Origin of the sequence: Paraburkholderia sp. J10-1, assembly GCF_905220165.1 — a bacterium.
Taxonomy (GTDB): Bacteria; Pseudomonadota; Gammaproteobacteria; order Burkholderiales; family Burkholderiaceae; genus Paraburkholderia.
This window is the reverse complement of record NZ_CAJMYW010000004.1, coordinates 33,294-52,261: the sequence shown is the minus strand read 5'-3', so window position 1 is coordinate 52,261 and position 18,968 is coordinate 33,294. Positions and strand designations below refer to the sequence as shown.

At 62.7% G+C, this 18,968-nt stretch carries 18 protein-coding genes; all 18 read left to right on the top strand.

Going from position 1 to position 18,968, the window contains the following annotated elements; all coding sequences use genetic code 11:
* Nucleotides 1–120: 120 nt before the first annotated feature.
* The 18 genes from U5A65_RS15365 to U5A65_RS15280 all read left to right on the top strand — a co-directional run bounded on the left by U5A65_RS15365 (nucleotide 121) and on the right by U5A65_RS15280 (nucleotide 18,874).
* Nucleotides 121–1,290: an ABC transporter substrate-binding protein gene (locus U5A65_RS15365; RefSeq protein ID WP_321907193.1), complete on the top strand. Its 1,170-nt coding sequence runs from the start codon at nucleotides 121–123 to the stop codon at nucleotides 1,288–1,290.
* Nucleotides 1,291–1,524: 234 nt separating this feature from the next.
* Complete coding sequence (locus U5A65_RS15360) at nucleotides 1,525–2,580, top strand: branched-chain amino acid ABC transporter permease (protein WP_321907191.1); 1,056 nt, start codon at nucleotides 1,525–1,527, stop codon at nucleotides 2,578–2,580.
* Between the two features lie 4 nt (nucleotides 2,581–2,584).
* Nucleotides 2,585–4,372 (top strand): branched-chain amino acid ABC transporter ATP-binding protein/permease, encoded by a 1,788-nt coding sequence (locus U5A65_RS15355; protein ID WP_321934490.1) that lies wholly within the window; start codon nucleotides 2,585–2,587, stop codon nucleotides 4,370–4,372.
* A complete protein-coding gene (locus U5A65_RS15350; protein ID WP_321946752.1) occupies nucleotides 4,369–5,118 on the top strand; it encodes an ABC transporter ATP-binding protein in 750 nt (249 codons plus the stop codon). Before U5A65_RS15355 ends, U5A65_RS15350 begins: the two co-directional genes overlap by 4 nt.
* A gap of 182 nt (nucleotides 5,119–5,300) precedes the next feature.
* Complete coding sequence (gene mnmG / locus U5A65_RS15345) at nucleotides 5,301–7,268, top strand: tRNA uridine-5-carboxymethylaminomethyl(34) synthesis enzyme MnmG (RefSeq protein ID WP_321934492.1); 1,968 nt, start codon at nucleotides 5,301–5,303, stop codon at nucleotides 7,266–7,268.
* Nucleotides 7,265–7,963, top strand: coding sequence for a 16S rRNA (guanine(527)-N(7))-methyltransferase RsmG (gene rsmG / locus U5A65_RS15340; RefSeq protein WP_321907183.1), 699 nt, complete (start codon nucleotides 7,265–7,267; stop codon nucleotides 7,961–7,963). Before mnmG ends, rsmG begins: the two co-directional genes overlap by 4 nt.
* Before the next feature lie 97 nt (nucleotides 7,964–8,060).
* The gene (locus tag U5A65_RS15335) at nucleotides 8,061–8,831 is read left to right on the top strand and encodes a ParA family protein (RefSeq protein ID WP_321907181.1); all 771 of its coding nucleotides are present in this window, start codon (nucleotides 8,061–8,063) and stop codon (nucleotides 8,829–8,831) included.
* 20 nt (nucleotides 8,832–8,851) lie between these two features.
* Entirely contained in the window at nucleotides 8,852–9,739 is an 888-nt protein-coding gene (locus U5A65_RS15330) for a ParB/RepB/Spo0J family partition protein (protein ID WP_321907178.1), read from the top strand.
* 43 nt (nucleotides 9,740–9,782) lie between these two features.
* On the top strand, nucleotides 9,783–10,931 hold the full coding sequence (locus U5A65_RS15325) for an SLC13 family permease (protein WP_415764933.1): 1,149 nt from the start codon (nucleotides 9,783–9,785) through the stop codon (nucleotides 10,929–10,931).
* Nucleotides 10,932–11,227: 296 nt separating this feature from the next.
* Complete coding sequence (locus U5A65_RS15320; protein WP_321907176.1) at nucleotides 11,228–11,809, top strand: ATP synthase subunit I; 582 nt, start codon at nucleotides 11,228–11,230, stop codon at nucleotides 11,807–11,809.
* A gap of 171 nt (nucleotides 11,810–11,980) precedes the next feature.
* Nucleotides 11,981–12,832, top strand: coding sequence for a F0F1 ATP synthase subunit A (gene atpB / locus U5A65_RS15315; RefSeq protein ID WP_042265988.1), 852 nt, complete (start codon nucleotides 11,981–11,983; stop codon nucleotides 12,830–12,832).
* A gap of 66 nt (nucleotides 12,833–12,898) precedes the next feature.
* Nucleotides 12,899–13,168 (top strand): F0F1 ATP synthase subunit C, encoded by a 270-nt coding sequence (atpE, locus tag U5A65_RS15310; RefSeq protein ID WP_028203308.1) that lies wholly within the window; start codon nucleotides 12,899–12,901, stop codon nucleotides 13,166–13,168.
* 140 nt (nucleotides 13,169–13,308) lie between these two features.
* Complete coding sequence (locus tag U5A65_RS15305; protein WP_133183351.1) at nucleotides 13,309–13,779, top strand: F0F1 ATP synthase subunit B; 471 nt, start codon at nucleotides 13,309–13,311, stop codon at nucleotides 13,777–13,779.
* Nucleotides 13,780–13,781: 2 nt separating this feature from the next.
* On the top strand, nucleotides 13,782–14,321 hold the full coding sequence (locus U5A65_RS15300) for a F0F1 ATP synthase subunit delta (protein WP_158758934.1): 540 nt from the start codon (nucleotides 13,782–13,784) through the stop codon (nucleotides 14,319–14,321).
* Nucleotides 14,322–14,388: 67 nt separating this feature from the next.
* A complete protein-coding gene (atpA, locus tag U5A65_RS15295) occupies nucleotides 14,389–15,930 on the top strand; it encodes a F0F1 ATP synthase subunit alpha (protein WP_069264448.1) in 1,542 nt (513 codons plus the stop codon).
* A gap of 84 nt (nucleotides 15,931–16,014) precedes the next feature.
* Nucleotides 16,015–16,896, top strand: coding sequence for a F0F1 ATP synthase subunit gamma (gene atpG, locus U5A65_RS15290; RefSeq protein WP_233883441.1), 882 nt, complete (start codon nucleotides 16,015–16,017; stop codon nucleotides 16,894–16,896).
* Between the two features lie 80 nt (nucleotides 16,897–16,976).
* Nucleotides 16,977–18,371 carry a F0F1 ATP synthase subunit beta gene (atpD, locus tag U5A65_RS15285; protein WP_321907171.1) on the top strand — a complete coding sequence of 465 codons (1,395 nt, stop codon included), beginning with the start codon at nucleotides 16,977–16,979 and terminating at the stop codon, nucleotides 18,369–18,371.
* A 77-nt stretch (nucleotides 18,372–18,448) separates the two neighbouring features.
* A complete protein-coding gene (locus U5A65_RS15280) occupies nucleotides 18,449–18,874 on the top strand; it encodes a F0F1 ATP synthase subunit epsilon (RefSeq protein WP_158758930.1) in 426 nt (141 codons plus the stop codon).
* Nucleotides 18,875–18,968 lie beyond the last annotated feature (94 nt).

The following is an 18,968-nucleotide window of genomic DNA, read 5'->3' as shown; positions in this document are numbered from 1 at the left end:
CATGCATTACACGCGCGAAACCGATTACTACACTCAAAGGCCAGCGCCGATTTACGAACATCCTAGTAATCGACGCAGGATCAATCGACAACACGCAGACCAAGCGTTTGGAGACGCGCAATGAAAACGAAGAAGTGGGTTTTGAGCTCGATTAGTGCCGCACTCGCAGCGGCGCTGATGGGCACGGCGGGCGTAGCCGCCGCGCAGGTGAAGATTGGCGTGACGCTCTCGGCAACGGGACCGGCGGCGTCGCTAGGCATTCCGGAGAAGAACACCATCGCGCTGCTGCCCAAGGAGATCGCGGGCAAGAGCGTGCAGTACATCGTGCTCGACGACGCCTCGGACACGAGCAAGGCCGTGCAGAACACGCACAAGCTGATCGACGAAGATCACGTGGACGCGATCATCGGTTCGTCGGTCACGCCGAACTCGCTCGCGATGCTCGATGTCGTCGCGCAGGGCAAGACGCCGATGATCTCGCTCGCCGCATCCGCCGCGATCGTCGAGCCGATCGACGCGAAGCGTCAATGGGCCTTCAAGACGCCGCAGAACGACAGCCTGATGGCCGACGCGCTTGCGAGCTACATGGAGAAGCAAGGCGTGAAGACGGTGGGCTTCGTCGGCTTCACCGACGCCTATGGCGACAGCTGGCTCAAGGAGTTCACGAGCGCGGCCGCGAAGCATAACCTCAAGATCGTGGCGACCGAGCGCTATAACCGCACGGACTCGTCGGTCACGGGCCAGGCGCTCAAGCTGATGTCGGCGAATCCCGACGCGATCTTGATCGCAGGTTCCGGCACGCCGGCGGCGCTGCCTGCGACCACGCTCAAGGATCGCGGCTACAAGGGCAAGATCTACCAGACGCACGGCGTGGCGAACAACGACTTCCTGCGCGTTTGCGGCAAGGACTGCGAAGGCGAGTTGCTGCCCGCAGGCCCGATTCTGGTGGCCGATCAGTTGCCCGATTCGAACCCTGTGAAGAAGTCGGCGCTGGCCTACAAGGCGGCCTATGAGAAGGCCTATGGCGTGGGCACGGTGGCGACCTTCGGCGGCCATGCGTGGGACGCAGGGCAGTTGCTCCAGCGCGCAATTCCGATCGCACTGAAGGCGGGCCAGCCTGGCACCGAGGCGTTCCGCGTGGCGCTGCGCGCCGCGCTCGAAAGCTCGCAGGACGTGGCCGGCGCGCATGGCATCTTCAACATGAGCGCAACGGATCATGCGGGCCTCGACCAGCGCGCGCGCGTGATCGTCGAGATCGTCAACAACAAGTGGAAGCTGCAGAGCGAATGACGTGCGGCGCACGGGAAAGCGCTGCGCGTTTTCCCGTGAAACACACGCGCTTGTCACGGCGTCATTCTGGCCACAGAGAATGACGCACAAGCATGACCGGTGCATGGCTTCATCGCTGCGCACCGGCTTTTCACACATGAAGCCCGAACCGTGCGTCTGACGGTTCGCACGAGCATTTCCGTTTTTCGACGTCGCTGTTTTCCAGGTTCCGGAAGGTTTCAGGAAGAGGGGAGTATGGATTTATCGATCGCCGCGATCCTCGCGCAGGACGGCATCACCACCGGTGCGATTTACGCGCTGCTAGCGCTCGCCTTGGTGCTGGTGTTCTCCGTCACGCGGGTGATCTTCATTCCGCAGGGCGAGTTCGTTTCGTATGGCGCGCTCACGCTCGCCGCGCTGCAGTCCCAGAAGTTTCCGGCCACGTGCTGGCTGCTCGTCGCGCTCGGGGCGGCGTGCTTCATCGTCGAGACCGCCGGGCTCGTGAGGCACGCCGAACGGCGGCGCCACGCCGCGCGTACGCTCGTGACGCTCGCGGGCAAGTATCTGCTCTTTCCCATCGCGCTCTATGCGGTGACGCGCGGAGTCGCGAGCCAGCCACTGCCCATGCTCGTGCAGATCGCGCTCACGCTCGCGATCGTGGTGCCGATGGGGCCGTTCGTCTATCGCCTCGCATACGAGCCTATCGCCGAGGCGACCACGCTGCTGCTGCTGATCGTAGCGGTGGCCGTGCATTTCGCGATGGTGGGCCTCGGGCTCGTGATGTTCGGCGCGGAAGGCTCGCGCACGAACGCGTTCTCCGACGCCACGTTCAACATCGGCAGCCTGTCGATCTCGGGGCAAAGTCTCTGGGTGATCGGCACGGCCGCCGTGCTGATCGTCGCGCTGTATCTTTATTTCGACCGCACGATTTCGGGCAAGGCGCTGCGCGCGACTTCGGTGAACCGGCTTGGCGCGCGGCTCGTCGGCATCGGCACCACGCAGGCCGGGCGGCTCGCGTTCACGCTCGCCGCGGGCCTCGGCGCGCTGTGCGGCATCCTCGTCTCGCCGCTCACCACCATCTACTACGACTCGGGCTTCCTGATCGGCCTCAAGGGGTTCGTCGGGGCCATTATCGGCGGCCTGGTGAGCTATCCGCTGGCTGCGGCAGGTTCCGTGCTCGTGGGGCTGCTGGAGTCGTACTCGTCGTTCTGGGCGAGCTCTTATAAGGAAGTGATCGTGTTCACGCTGATCATCCCCGTGCTGCTGTGGCGCTCGCTCTCGACGCCGCACGCCGAAGAGGAAGAGGAGTGACGCGATGAAACGATTCGTCATGCACAACCGCTTCTTCTGGCTGTTCCTCGTGGTGATGTTCGCATTGCCGGTGCTGCCTCATCCGGTGCACGTGCCCGAGTACTGGATCACGCTGCTCAACTATATCGGCCTCTATTCGATCGTCGCGATCGGCCTCGTGCTGCTCACCGGCATCGGCGGGATGACGAGCTTCGGGCAGGCCGCGTTCGTCGGGCTTGGCGCTTACGCGACCGCGTATCTGACGACGCAGTACGGCGTCTCGCCGTGGCTCGCGCTTATTGTCGGCGTGGTGATCACGGGGCTCGTGGCGCTCGTTCTGGGGCTCGTCACGATGCGTCTGTCGGGCCACTTCCTGCCGCTCGGTACGATTGCCTGGGGCCTCGCGCTGTTCTTCCTGTTCGGCAATCTCGATATGCTCGGCAAGTACGACGGCATCAATGGCATTCCCGTGCTGAACGTGCTGGGCATCGATCTGGAATCGGGCCGCCATATCTATTACCTGATCTGGGTCGTGGTGCTCCTGTCCGTGCTGTCGGTTCAAAATCTGCTTAATAGCCGCATGGGCCGGGCGATTCGCGCGCTGCGTGGCGGCGGCATGATGGCCGAGGCAATGGGCGTGAACACCGGCTGGATGCGTGTGGTGATCTTCGTCTATGCGGCCGTGCTCGCGGCGGTTTCGGGCTTCCTGTACGCGCATTTGCAGCGTGCGGTGAACCCGACGCCGTTCGGTCTGAATCACGGCATCGAGTATCTCTTCATGGCCGTGGTGGGCGGCGTGGCGCATGTCTGGGGCGCGGTGCTGGGCGCAGCGATCCTGACCGTGCTGCAGGACTGGCTGCAAACGCTGCTTCCGAAGCTGCTGGGCGAGAACGGCAACTTCGAGATCATCGTATTCGGCATCTTGATGGTGCTGCTGCTGCAATATGCGCGGCGCGGTGTCTGGCCGTTCGTGGCGCGCTTCTTCCCGCGCGGCCCGCAGGCGCATGTGCCCGAGCAGGCCGAGGCTTTGCCGCAGCGCAGCAAGCCGGCTACGGGCGAGATGCTGCTGACGGTGAACAAGGCGCGCAAGCAGTTTGGCGGCCTGGTGGCCGTGAACGACGTGAGCTTCGAGGTCAAGGCGGGGCAGATCATCGGCCTGATCGGCCCGAACGGCGCGGGCAAGTCGACGACCTTCAATCTCGTGACCGGCGTGCTTCAGCCGACCAGCGGCGAGATCACGTTCCGCGGCGAGCGCATCGACCGCCTGACTTCACGTGAAATCGTCGCGCGCGGCATTGGCCGTACGTTCCAGCACGTCAAACTGCTGCCGACGATGACGGTGCTCGAGAACGTTGCCATCGGCGCGCACCTGCGAGGCCATGCGGGCGTGCTGCGCAGCGTCGCCAAGCTCAATGCCGCGGAAGAGGGACGGCTCATGAGCGAGGCTGCGAAGCAAATTCGCCGCGTGGGCCTCGAGCAGCATATGTATGACGAAGCGGGCAGCCTCGCACTCGGTCAGCAGCGGATCCTGGAGATTGCGCGCGCGCTGTGCTGCGATCCGACCTTGCTGCTGCTCGACGAGCCGGCGGCCGGCCTGCGTTACCAGGAAAAGCAACAGTTGGCGGCATTGCTGCGCAAGCTGAGAGAAGAGGGCATGAGTGTGCTGCTGGTCGAACACGACATGGATTTCGTGATGAATCTCACCGACCGCCTGGTGGTGATGGAGTTCGGCACGCGCATCGCGGAAGGTTTGCCGGAAGAGGTGCAAAAGGATCCGGCTGTGCTGGAAGCGTACCTGGGCGGGGTGGAATGATGACGACACCCGTACTGGAAGTCTCGGGACTCGCCGTTCGCTACGGCAAGATCGAGGCGCTGCACAAGGCGGCGATCAAGGTGGGCGCAGGGCAGATCGTTTCCGTGATCGGTCCGAACGGCGCGGGCAAGTCCACGCTGCTCAATGCCATCATGGGCGCGCTGCCCGTAACGGGGCACGCTAGCGGCCGTATCGCTTACATGGGTGACGAGATCGGCGCGTTGCCGATTGAGCGGCGTGTGGCGCGCGGCATGTGTCTCGTGCCGGAGAAGCGCGAGTTGTTTGCCTCGATGACGGTGGAGGACAACCTCGTGCTCGGCGCCTACCGGCGAAAGCGCGCAGGGGAACGCAATTTCCTCGATCAACTCGAGCCGGTTTTCACGCTGTTTCCACGCCTGAAGGAGCGCCGCGCCCAGGCGGCTGGCACGCTTTCGGGTGGCGAGCGGCAGATGCTCGCAGTCGGCCGGGCGCTCATGGGCAAGCCCGATCTGCTGATGCTCGACGAGCCTAGCCTCGGTTTGGCGCCGCTCATCGTGAAGGAAATCTTCCACATCATCAGCGCGCTGCGGCAAACCGGCGTTGCGACGTTGCTCATCGAGCAGAATGCACGTGCCGCACTGCAGATTTCCGACTACGGCTACGTGCTGGAAACTGGCGATCTGGCGCTCGAAGGGCCGGCGGGGGAGCTGGCGCAAAACCCACGCGTGATCGAAACGTATCTGGGGTTGGCGAAGAAACCAGTCTGACTTCGTCTATGGCTGTAGAAATGAGCGGCGTGTTTCACGTGAAACACGCCGTTTTTTTTGCCCTTGCGTGGAACGATTCTCGGGTGTGAACGGCCTTAAACCGTAAGCCGTTATAATTCGCGCATACCACTTTTTCTGAGAAGGCTCACGCGGTCGTTTCCGTCCATGCGTGAGGTCCCGCCATGCTTTATCCCACAGAGTTTGACGTTATCGTCGTCGGCGGCGGTCACGCCGGAACCGAGGCTGCGCTTGCCGCAGCCCGTATGGGCGTCAAGACGCTCCTGCTTACGCACAACATTGAAACGCTCGGCCAGATGAGCTGCAATCCGTCGATTGGCGGCATTGGCAAGGGCCATCTGGTCAAGGAAGTCGACGCGCTCGGCGGCGCCATGGCCGCTGCGACGGACGAGGGCGGGATTCAGTTCCGCATTCTCAATTCGTCCAAGGGTCCGGCGGTCCGGGCGACGCGCGCGCAGGCAGACCGCATTCTCTATAAGGCGGCGATCCGCCGGCGCCTCGAGAATCAGCCGAATTTGTGGCTGTTCCAGCAGGCCGTGGAAGACCTAATGGTCGAAGGCGACCGCGTTGTTGGCGCCGTCACGCAGGTGGGAATCCGCTTCCGCAGCCGTGCAGTCGTACTGACGGCGGGGACCTTCCTCGACGGCAAGATCCACGTGGGCCTGAACAACTACACGGGCGGCCGCGCAGGGGATCCCGCTGCCGTGACGCTCTCGTCGCGCCTGAAGGAGCTGAAACTGCCGCAGGGGCGCCTGAAGACGGGCACGCCGCCGCGTATTGACGGCCGCACGATCGACTTCTCGGTGCTCGAAGAGCAGCCCGGCGACCTCGATCCGGTGCCGGTTTTCTCGTTTCTCGGCCGCGCGGAGCAGCACCCGCGCCAGATTCCGTGCTGGGTCACGCATACGAACGAGCACACGCACGACATTATCCGCGGCGGCCTCGACCGCTCGCCAATGTACACGGGCGTGATCGAAGGTGTAGGGCCGCGCTATTGCCCGTCGATCGAAGACAAGATTCACCGCTTTGCGTCGAAGGAGTCGCATCAGATCTTCCTCGAACCGGAGGGCCTGACGACGAACGAGTTCTACCCGAACGGGATCTCGACTAGCCTGCCGTTCGACGTGCAGCTTGAACTCGTGCACTCGATGCGCGGCCTCGAGCACGCGCACATCCTGCGTCCGGGCTACGCGATCGAATATGACTACTTCGATCCGCGCGGGCTCAAGGCTTCGCTCGAAACCAAGGTGATCAACGGCCTGTTTTTTGCGGGCCAGATCAATGGTACGACGGGCTATGAAGAAGCGGCCGCGCAAGGCTTGCTCGCCGGCATGAATGCAGGCCTGCAGGTGCAGGGCAAGGACGCATGGTGCCCGCGCCGCGATCAGGCATATCTCGGCGTACTGGTCGACGACCTGGTGACGCGTGGCGTATCCGAGCCGTATCGCATGTTCACGAGCCGAGCCGAATATCGCTTGAGCCTGCGTGAAGACAACGCGGATATGCGGTTGACGGAGATTGGCCGCGAGCTGGGCGTAATCGATGACGTTCGTTGGGACGCATTCTCCCGCAAGCGCGATGCTGTTTCACGTGAAACAGAGCGCCTGAAGTCGACGTGGGTGAATCCGAAGACGCTGTCGGCTGAAGAAGCAACGGCACTCCTCGGCAAGTCGATCGATCGCGAGTACAACCTCGCAGATCTGCTGCGCCGCCCGGGCGTGAGCTATGACGGCGTTTGCGGTCTGCGTGAAGGCGCCTGCGCGCCAGACGCTCCGCTTGCCGATGACGAAGTTCTGCTCGCTCAGATCAAGGAGCAGATCGAGATCGGCATCAAATATCAGGGCTATATCGATCGTCAAGCCGACGAGATCGAACGCAACGGCGCGCAAGAGAATACGCGTCTGCCGGAGGGTATCGATTACGCGGAAGTACGCGGTCTTTCGTTTGAGGCGCGTCAGAAGCTAACTCAGTTCCGTCCCGAGACCATTGGCCAGGCATCGCGTATTTCCGGCATCACGCCCGCCGCGATCTCGTTGCTCATGGTTCACCTCAAGCGTGGCCTTGGCCGCCGTCGCCAGAATCCGGGCGCTGCGGACGAGAGCGGCACCGACACGACGCCGGTGGCGCAATGACGGGGCGCTCGAGGCAACCCGGTATTGCGGACCGTGACGCGCTGGCTCGTCTGCTGAAAGAGGGCGCAGAGGCGCTGGGTGTCGAACTCACCGAGCGCCAGCACGAGCAGTTGCTCGACTACGTTGCGCTGCTCGCCAAGTGGAACGCCGTCTACAACCTCACGGCGATCCGCGATCCGCGTCAGATGCTGATCCAGCACATTCTCGATTCGCTGTCGATCGTGCCGCACCTGCCGGCGCGCGCCGACGCAACGGTGCTCGACGTCGGCTCTGGTGGCGGGCTGCCTGGCATCGTACTCGCGATCGTGCGGCCGAACTGGCAGGTCACGCTCAACGATATCGTGCAGAAAAAGTCGGCGTTCCAGTCGCAAGCCAAGGCCGAACTCGGTCTCGCGAACCTGGCGGTAGTGACCGGTCGAGTCGAATCGCTGCGTCCTGGCGTGGAAGTACCAAAAAAATTCGATTTGATCGTGTCCCGGGCATTCGCGGATCTCGCCGATTTCGTTACACTGGCCCGTCATCTCGTTGCGGACGGCGGCGCGATCTGGGCGATGAAGGGTGTGCACCCCGAAGGCGAGATTGAGCGCTTGCCGTCGGGCACCAAGGCGCTGAATACAATCCGCCTGAATGTGCCGATGCTCGATGCGGAGCGTCACCTGATCGAAGTGTCGGTTGAGCCGGTCGCCGCGGCCTGAACCGACCCGGCGATGGCCAATCGGCCGAGTGGTGCGCGAGGCGGTTGCGTCATAACGTAAGCAAACTTTTTAAGGCAGTAAAAGGGACACCCGAAAGATGGCAAAAATCTTCTGCGTTGCGAACCAGAAGGGCGGCGTCGGCAAGACGACGACAACGGTCAATCTCGCCGCGAGCCTCGCATCGCAGGGACAACGTGTCCTTCTCATCGACCTCGACCCGCAGGGCAACGCCACGATGGGCAGCGGCATCGACAAGGCCGCGTGCGAGAACACGGTGTATGAAGTGCTGGTCGACGGCGTCACGGTGAACACCGCGCGCACGCGGCCCGAACAGGTTGGCTACGACGTGTTGCCGGCCAACCGTGAACTGGCCGGTGCCGAAGTCGAACTGGTGACGGTCGAGCAGCGTGAGCGGCGCCTGAAGGCTGCGCTCGCCGAAGTCGACGCCGAGTACGACTTCGTCCTGATCGACTGCCCCCCGGCGCTTTCGCTGCTCACACTCAACGGCCTGTGCGCCGCACATGGCGTGGTGATCCCGATGCAGTGCGAATACTTCGCGCTCGAAGGGCTCTCGGATCTCATCAATACGATCAAGCAGGTACACGCGAACATGAATCGCGACCTGAAGGTGATTGGTCTTCTGCGCGTGATGTTCGACCCGCGCATCACGCTGCAGCAGCAGGTTTCCGAGCAATTGAAAGAGCACTTCGGCGACAAGGTCTTCGACGCCGTGATCCCGCGCAACGTGCGACTTGCCGAAGCGCCCAGCTACGGCTTGCCGGGTGTGGTATTCGATCGCGCTTCGCGCGGCGCACAAGCCTACGTGCAGTTCGGCGCGGAAATGATCGAGCGCGTGCGCGCACTCTGACGAGAGACTGGGGAAGCACGATGAATGCAGTAGCACGGAAGAAGGGGCTGGGCCGGGGGCTGGAAGCATTGCTCGGCGGCAGCGCGGACATCACCGAAGCGGTGAAGATCGAAGGCGCGCCTAACACGCTGCCGCTCACGCAGATGCAGGCCGGCAAGTACCAGCCGCGCACGCGCATGGACGAGGGCGCGCTCCAGGAACTGGCCGCGAGCATCCGCGCGCAGGGTTTGATGCAGCCCATTCTCGTGCGCCCGATTGCGCCGGGGCGCTACGAAATCATCGCGGGCGAGCGACGCTTCCGTGCGGCGCACATCGCCGGGCTGACCGAAGTGCCGGTGCTCGTGAAGGACGTGCCCGACCAGGCCGCCGCCGCGATGGCGCTGATCGAGAACATCCAGCGCGAGGACCTGAATCCGCTGGAAGAGGCGCAGGGTATCCAGCGCCTGCTCGACGAGTTCAGCTTCACGCACGAACAGGCGGCCGAATCGGTGGGCCGCTCGCGCAGCGCGGTGTCGAACCTGCTGCGTCTGCTCAATCTTGCGGCGCCCGTGCAGACCATGCTGCTTGCCGGCGATCTCGACATGGGCCACGCCCGCGCGCTGCTCGCGGTGGACGCAGCCACGCAAATCACGCTGGCCAACCAGGTGGTCAACAAGCGCATGTCGGTGCGTGAAACGGAGAAGCTCGTTTCGGCGACGACGAAGGCCGCGCCGGCAGTCAAAGCGAAGGCCGCGCACGACGGTGGCCGCGACACGCGCCGCCTCGAAGAGGAGTTGTCGGACCTGCTTGCCGCATCGGTGAAGATCAAGCTCGGCCGACGCGGGCGAGGGCAACTCACGGTCGACTTCGGCGACCTCGACGCGCTCGACGGCATCCTGCTGCGTTTGCGCGGCGAAACGGCGACGTGATGCGCGTCGCCACGGCATACCCGCGAGCCGGCGCATAAAGCCGGTGCGTGAATCGGAGCAGGGCGCGCGCGAGCCCTTCAGCCTGTTGCGCCGTATCGGCGCATTCGCCGCATCGGAGCCCGTGCTCGCGATTCTTGTCGTGGCGTTCGTGGCGTTGCAGATTTACGCGCCGCGCCCCGTTGCCTCGCTGCCCGCCCTCGTCGACTGGCAAACGGTGATGACGCTCGCGGGCCTGCTCATTCTGACGAAGGGCGTCGAATATTCAGGACTGCTGACCTGGCTCGCGCACAAGCTCGTCCACCACATTCACTCGGAACGCGGGCTCGCGTTGCTGCTCGTCGTGCTGGCCGCAGTGCTATCGATGATCGTGACCAACGACGTGGCGCTTTTCGTCGTGGTGCCGCTCGTGCTTTCGCTCCACCAGCTCACACCGCTGCCGCTCAAACGTCTCGTGATCGTCATTGCGCTTGCCGTGAACGCGGGCTCGGTGCTCACGCCGCTCGGCAATCCGCAGAATCTGTTCCTCTGGCAGGTTAGCGGGGTGTCGTTCGGACGATTCGTCGTGGGGCTCGCGCCGCTTTGCGCGTTTCTCATGGCGATGCTGATCCTGCTCGCCGCGTTTCTCTTCAGGTCCACGCCGCTCGATCTCTCGAAAGACGCCGCGCCGCAGCGTGTCGATCGCGCGCTGGCGAGCGTCGCGGCCGTGCTCTTCGTCGCGTTCGTGCTGCTCGCCGATGCACACCACGCAGGCGTCGCGCTGGCCGCCGTCGCCGCGGGTTTCGTGATCTGGCGCATTCGCATCGTGCTCAAGATCGATTGGCTGCTGCTGCTGATCTTCGTGCTGATGTTCATCGTGCTGCGCAGTGTGGCCGCGCTGCCCGCCATTCATCACGCACTGACGTCGTTGTCGCTGCAAACGCCTATGCGCGCTTTTGCCGCAGGTGCGGTGCTGTCGCAGGTTATCAGCAACGTGCCCGCGGCCATTGTGCTCGCGGGCTTCACGCACGACTGGCGCGCGCTCGCGTTCGGCGTGAGCGTCGGTGGCTTCGGAGTCGCCATCGGCTCGCTGGCGAATCTCATCGCCGTGCGTCTTTCCGGCGAGCGCGGCGTGTGGCTGCTGTTTCACCTGATCGCCGTGCCTTTCTGGATCGCGGCCTTTCTAGGCGGCGCGCTGCTGTTGCATCTGTTCTGACGCCGCCACATCCCACATCCTGCGCATAGTCAGGTTTGCGCGTCAGATGGTCCCGAAATTACCAGGTCATCCTGACGATTATTTTCTCCTTGCTTCGTCCCTTACAGTTACCGGTCACACCTTCGCGGCGCCGCGTTTCCCGCATCATGAAGTCGCATTTCACAGGTGTTATTGAAGGGCCTAAAGTCTTGAATTGCCTGCAACTATCGCTTACAATCGCCCGGATTTATTTGGTTGGCGATGCTGTAAGTGCGCTGTAATAAAGAGCGTGCCAGGCGAATTTCCGGAATAAAGCGATGGTGGGTCAGAGGCCAGACGAAGCGCCGCAGGCGCATGAAGGGCCCGATGTTCCGCCGGGCAAAGTCGAAGCATCCAGCCGGGGGCAGGATGCAGCGGCAAAACATTCCGGACGCGTTGATCACAACGCGCGCTGGGATGAGCTGGACGCCAGCCAGCAAGATAATAACGACATCGTTCCGCTCACCCGGGCCGAAGCCGAGCAGATCTTCGGCGCGCAGGTGAGTCGCCCATCGCGCGTCACGCCGTTTCGTGTCGTGGCGGCGCAAGTGGTTTTGTCCCTGGTTGCAACGTTGGCGTGGTGGCTGTTTTATAAGCCGCCGGGCAGTGCTGCGTTGTCGGCGTTCCTGGGCGGAGCGATCTGCTGGTTTCCTGGCGCGCTGTTCGCGGCACGCCTCAGGCAGTTGAGTCGTGCAGGCACCGTGCTGAACTGGATGCTCGGTGAAGCTTTCAAGATGGGGGCGACGATTGCGATGTTCGTCGCCATCGCGTTCTGGTATCACGACGTGCAGTGGATCCCCTTGCTCGTCACGTACCTGATCGCACTAAAGACATATTGGATCGCGCTCGCCTGGCGCTGATCCACCAACATCGCGCCGCCTCAATTCAGGGCGTCGAAGCGATGCAGGTGGAAGTCGGCCGGCCGAAGCGAAGCAGATAAGACACGATCCACGGCGGTGCGTTCCCGCAATACAGTATTGCGGCGGGAGCGGCCGAAAACGATTTTCGACAATTTGGGTGGCATTAACGATATGGCAGCTAGCGAAGGAACGAGCGGACCGGGTCCGTCCGAGTACATTGCTCACCACTTGCAGAACTTTGCGACCTCGCACCAGACGTCGATCGTCGACTTCAGCGTCTGGAACATCGACACGCTGTTCTGGTCGATCCTGTGTGGCGTCGTGACGATCCTCATCTTGCGCCTCGCTGCGCGCAAAGCGACCCCGGGCGTACCGGGCCGCTTCCAGTGCGCCATCGAAATGCTGGTCGAGATGGTCGAGGACCAGTCCAAGTCCATCGTCCATGGCAACCGCGCATTCATCGCGCCGCTCGCGCTGACCGTGTTCATCTGGGTCGCGCTCATGAACTCGCTCGACTTCATTCCTGTCGATCTGCCCACGCGCGTGATCGGCTGGCTCGGCCTGTCCGAAGTGCTGCCGCACCAGCGTATCGTTCCGACTGCCGACCTCAACGGCACGTTCGGCATCGCGCTCGGCGTGTTCGTGCTGATGATTTACTACAACCTCAAGATCAAGGGTCCTGGCGGCTTCGCACACGAACTGCTCTCGGCCCCGTTCGGCGCGCATCCGCTGCTGTGGATCCCGAACCTTGCACTGAACATCATCGAGTTCGTCGCCAAGACGGTTTCGCTCGCCCTGCGGTTGTTCGGCAACATGTATGCAGGCGAGCTGCTGTTCCTGCTGATCGCGCTGCTGGGCGGTCTGTGGAGCTTCGGCGCGGACACGACGGTGCTTGGCTTCATCGGCCACGTGATTGCGGGCAGCGTCTGGGCGATCTTCCACATCCTGATCGTTCTGCTGCAGGCGTTCATTTTCATGATGCTGACGCTGGTGTACATCGGCCAGGCACACGACAAGCACTAAGTGCTCGTCAAACCAGATTTGCAGTTTTAAATCCCCAGTTCCAGAAAATCTCACAAAGGAGTGATCATGCAAGCTTTCATCGCCAACATCCAGGGTTTCACGGCCATCGGTATCGGCATCATCATCGGCCTGGGTGCAATCGGCGCCTGTATCGGTATCGGCCTGATGGGCGGCAAGTACATCGAAGCCTGCGCACGTCAGCCTGAACTGATGAACCCGCTGCAGACGAAGATGTTCCTGCTGGCTGGTCTGATCGATGCAGCGTTCCTGATCGGCGTGGGTGTTGCAATGCTGTTCGCGTTCGCTAACCCGCTGCTCTCGAAGCTCGCGGGCTAAGTTCCCTGGAAGGTTGCGCCTGACCTATAACGGGTAGTGGGCGCATGGCGGAACGGGAGACGAGGCGCTGATCGAGTTTCACAACCGATGAGCGCCTTGCCGTTTCAATTCCCCGGAATAGCAACGATTAAGGAAACACCGTGAATCTCAACGCAACCCTGTTTGCGCAAATGGTCGTGTTCCTGATCCTCGCGTGGTTCACGATGAAGTTCGTGTGGCCGCCGTTGATCAACGCCCTCGACGAGCGCTCGAAGAAGATCGCAGACGGCCTGGCCGCTGCGGAAAAGGGCAAGGCGGAACTCGAAGCGGCGCACAAGCGCGTCGGCGAAGAGCTCGCCACGGCCCGTAACGAGGGTCAAAGCCGTATCGCCGACGCCGAAAAGCGCGCGCTGGCCGTCGCAGAAGAAATCAAGGCCCAGGCACACGCCGAAGCGGCACGCATCATCGCGCAAGCGAAAGCCGACGCCGACCAGCAGGTCGTCAAGGCACGCGAAGCACTGCGTTCCGAAGTCGCGGCACTCGCTGTGCAAGGCGCCGAGCAGATCCTGAAGCGCGAAGTCGATCAGTCGGCCCACGCCGAACTGCTGAATCAACTGAAAGCCGAGCTCTGATCATGGCCGAACTTGCAACCATCGCCCGCCCGTACGCAGAAGCCCTGTTTGGCGTGGCCGAAGCTGGTGACACCGCCGCCTGGTCCACGCTCGTTTCGGAGCTGGCACAGGTTGCGGCCTTGCCCGAGGTGCAGTCGGTCGCGACGAGCCCGAAGGTGAGCCATGCCCAGGTCGTCGAGCTGCTGCTCGCGGCGGTGAAGTCGCCGGTCAAGGAATCGGCCGAGGTGAAGAACCTCGTGCAGATGCTGATCGAGAATCATCGCCTGGCACTGCTGCCGGAAATCCAGACGCAGTTCGAAGCGCTCAAGAACGCCAAGGCAGGTGCTGCTGACGCAGTGATCGTCAGCGCGTTCCCGCTCGAAGGCGCACAGTTGAACGACCTCGTCGCCAGCCTCGAACGCAAGTTCAAATGCAAGCTGAAGCCGACCGTCGAGATCGACAACTCGCTCATCGGCGGCGTGCGCGTCACGGTCGGCGACGAAGTGCTCGATACCTCGGTCCGCGCGCGGCTCGCCAGCATGCAGGCGGCGTTGACCGCCTGAGCGCCTCGATTACAAAAATCGGGCGCGGCGGCTGGCACGCAACAGAATTGAACATCAGGAGCGAATAATGCAACTCAATCCCTCTGAGATCAGCGAGCTGATCAAGAGCCGGATCCAGGGCCTTGAAGCGAGCGCCGACGTTCGCAACCAGGGCACCGTGATCTCCGTGACCGACGGTATCGTGCGTATCCACGGCCTGTCGGACGTGATGCAGGGCGAAATGCTCGAATTCCCGGGCAACACCTTCGGCCTCGCGCTGAACCTCGAGCGCGACTCGGTCGGCGCCGTGATTCTCGGCGAGTACGAGCACATCTCGGAAGGCGACATCGTCAAGACGACGGGCCGCATTCTCGAAGTGCCGGTGGGCCCGGAACTGATCGGCCGCGTGGTCGATCCCCTCGGCAACCCGATCGACGGCAAGGGCCCGGTCAACGCCAAGATGACCGACGCGATCGAAAAGATCGCTCCGGGCGTGATCTGGCGTGAAGGCGTGTCGCAGCCGGTGCAAACGGGTCTGAAGTCGATCGACTCGATGGTGCCGATCGGCCGTGGCCAGCGTGAGCTGATCATCGGCGACCGTCAGTGCGGCAAGACCGCAGTGGCCGTCGACACGATCATCAACCAGAAGGGCAAGGACCTGATCTGTATCTACGTCGCCATCGGTCAGAAGGCTTCGTCGATCCAGAACGTGCTGCGCAAGCTCGAAGAAACGGGCGCGATCGAATACACGATCGTCGTCGCCGCTTCGGCTTCGGAATCGGCCGCGCTGCAGTACCTCGCGCCGTACGCCGGCTGCACGATGGGCGAATACTTCCGCGACCGCGGTCAAGACGCCCTGATCATTTATGACGACTTGACCAAGCAAGCCTGGGCATACCGTCAGATCTCGCTGCTGCTGCGCCGCCCGCCGGGCCGTGAAGCTTACCCCGGCGACGTGTTCTATCTCCACTCGCGTCTGCTCGAGCGCGCCGCACGCGTGTCGGCCGACTACGTCGAGAAGTTCACGAACGGTGAAGTGAAGGGCAAGACGGGTTCGCTCACCGCACTGCCGATCATCGAAACGCAAGCCGGCGACGTGACCGCATTCGTTCCGACGAACGTGATCTCGATTACCGACGGCCAGATCTTCCTGGAAACCGACCTCTTCAACGCAGGCATCCGCCCGGCAATCAACGCCGGCGTTTCGGTGTCGCGTGTGGGTGGCGCGGCTCAGACCAAGGTCGTGAAGAAGCTGTCGGGCGGTATCCGTACCGACCTCGCGCAGTACCGTGAACTGGCTGCATTCGCCCAGTTCGCATCGGACCTCGACGAAGCGACCCGCAAGCAGCTCGAGCGCGGCCGCCGCGTGACGGAACTGCTCAAGCAGCCGCAGTACCAGCCGCTGCAAGTGTGGGAACTGGCTGTTGCGCTGTTCTCGGCGAACAACGGCTACCTCGACGACATCGACGTCAAGGACGTCCTGCCGTTCGAAAAGGGCCTGCGCGAATACCTGAAGTCGAAGCACGCTGACCTCGTCGCGCGCATCGAGGACAAGAAGGACCTTTCGAAGGACGACGAGAACGCGCTCCACGCGGCTCTCAAGGACTTCAAGAAGTCCGGCGCATACTGATCCGTCCGGGAATCAATCTAGATAATCGGACTGGGACCCGAGTGAGTGTGCAAGCGCTGACTCGGGTCGACAAAGGAGCAAGCAATGGCTGGAATGAAGGAAATTCGCGGCAAGATCAAGAGCGTGCAAAACACGCGCAAGATCACCAAGGCGATGGAAATGGTCGCGGCGTCGAAAATGCGCCGTGCCCAGGAGCGCATGCGCGCCGCCCGCCCGTATGCCGACAAGGTCCGCGACATCGCTGCGCACATGAGCCGTGCGAACCCCGAGTACCGCCACCCGTTCATGGTGGAAAACACCGGTGCGAAGGTCGCAGGCGTGATTCTCGTCACGACCGACAAGGGTCTGTGCGGCGGGATGAACACTAACGTGCTGCGCGCGACGCTGCAGAAGATCAAGGATCTGGAAGCATCCGGCACGTCGATCGAAGCAACTGCGATCGGCAGCAAGGGCCTCGGTTTCCTGAACCGTCTGCGCGCGAAGGTCGTCTCGAACGTTGTGCAACTCGGCGACACGCCGCACCTCGAAAAGCTGATCGGCGCGATCAAGGTGCAGCTCGACCAGTACTCGGAAGGCAAGCTTTCCGCCGTGTACCTCGCGTACACGCGCTTCGTCAACACGATGAAGCAGGAGCCTGTGATCGAGCAACTGCTGCCGCTGTCGGCCGAGCGTCTCGAAGCGAACGACGACGGCACGACGCCGAAGTCGGCGTGGGACTACATCTACGAGCCGGACGCGCAAACCGTCGTGGACGAACTGCTGGTGCGCTATGTCGAAGCCCTGGTCTATCAGGCCGTGGCGGAAAACATGGCTTCGGAGCAGTCGGCCCGTATGGTGGCGATGAAGGCGGCGTCGGACAACGCGAAGACGGTCATCAACGAACTGCAGCTCTCGTACAACAAGAGCCGCCAGGCCGCGATTACGAAGGAACTTTCGGAAATCGTCGGCGGCGCAGCAGCCGTCTGATAGTCGCGAACCGATTGCGAAACCGCGCCGGTGTTGAACCGGTGAGCGAGTGAAGAATTCAGGTATCTAAAGGAAAATCGATGAGTACAACTGCTTTGGTAGAAGGCAAGATCGTACAGTGCATCGGCGCGGTGATCGACGTGGAATTCCCGCGCGAGACCATGCCGAAGATCTACGACGCGCTGATTCTCGAAGGATCGGACCTGACCCTCGAAGTGCAGCAGCAGCTGGGCGACGGCGTTGTCCGCACCATCTGTCTGGGCGCTTCGGACGGTCTGCGTCGCGGCACCGTGGTGAAGAACACGGGCAAGCCCATCAGCGTGCCGGTCGGCAAGCCGACGCTTGGCCGCATCATGGACGTGCTGGGCCGTCCGATCGACGAAGCCGGTCCGATCGTTAGCGAAAACACGCGCGCGATCCACCAGAAGGCTCCGGCGTTCGAAGATCTGTCGCCTTCGGCGGAACTGCTCGAAACCGGCATCAAGGTTATCGACCTGATCTGCCCGTTCGCAAAGGGCGGCAAGGTCGGTCTGTTCGGCGGTGCTGGCGTGGGCAAGACCGTCAACATGATGGAGCTCATCAACAACATCGCAAAGGAGCACGGCGGTTTCTCCGTGTTCGCGGGCGTGGGCGAGCGTACCCGTGAGGGCAACGACTTCTACCACGAAATGAAGGACTCGAACGTTCTCGACAAGGTCGCGCTGGTGTACGGCCAGATGAACGAGCCGCCGGGCAACCGTCTGCGCGTCGCGCTGACGGGCCTCACGATGGCAGAGTACTTCCGTGACGAAGGCCTCGACGTGCTGTTCTTCGTCGACAACATCTACCGTTTCACGCTGGCCGGTACCGAAGTGTCGGCACTGCTTGGCCGTATGCCTTCGGCAGTGGGCTATCAGCCGACGCTGGCTGAAGAAATGGGCAAGCTGCAAGAGCGCATCACGTCCACGAAGAAGGGCTCGATTACGTCGGTTCAGGCCGTGTACGTCCCTGCGGACGACTTGACCGACCCGTCGCCGGCTACGACCTTCGGCCACCTTGACGCAACCGTCGTGCTGTCGCGTGACATCGCTTCGCTGGGTATCTACCCGGCAGTCGATCCGCTCGACTCGACCTCGCGTCAGATCGACCCGAACGTGATTGGCGAAGAGCACTACTCGATCACGCGTGGCGTGCAGCAAACGCTGCAGCGCTACAAGGAACTGCGCGACATCATCGCAATTCTGGGCATGGACGAACTGTCGCCGGAAGACAAGCTGTCGGTCGCCCGCGCACGCAAGATCCAGCGTTTCCTCTCGCAGCCGTTCCACGTCGCGGAAGTCTTCACGGGCTCGCCGGGCAAGTACGTGCCGCTGAAGGAAACGATCCGCGGCTTCAAGATGATCGTTGGCGGCGAGTGCGATCACCTGCCGGAGCAGGCGTTCTACATGGTCGGCACGATCGACGAAGCCTTCGAAAAGGCCAAGAAGATCCAGTAAGGGTTGAGTTGCCAACGGGCGGATAAGTCACGTGTGACTTATCCGCCGCCGCAACCAATTCACAGGAGTCGACACATATGGCAGCAACCATCAAGGTAGACGTCGTCAGCGCCGAAGAGAACATCTTCGACGGCCAGGCGAAGTTCGTCGCGCTTCCGGGCGAGGCGGGCGAGCTGGGCATTCTGCCGGGCCACACGCCGCTCATCACGCGTATTCGTCCGGGTGCCGTGCGCATCGTGGCGGAAGACGGCGGTGAAGAGTTCGTGTTCGTCGCAGGCGGCATTCTCGAAGTGCAGCCGGGCGCCGTCACGGTGCTCGCTGACACGGCGATCCGCGGCAAGGACCTCGACGAGGCGAAGGCCACGGAAGCGCGCAAGCGCGCTGAAGAGACGCTGCAGAACGCCGGCTCGAACCTCGAGTACGCCACTGCCCAGGCCGAACTGGCCTACGCGGTCGCGCAACTCGCGGCGATCCAGCGCCTGCGCAAGATGAACCAGCATTAATTGGTTCTCGTACACGCGCCTTTGCGGCGCGTAGTCCGAAGCAAAAAGGGCTCCCCAATCGGGGAGCCCTTTTTGCATTTGCGCGCAGCTGAAC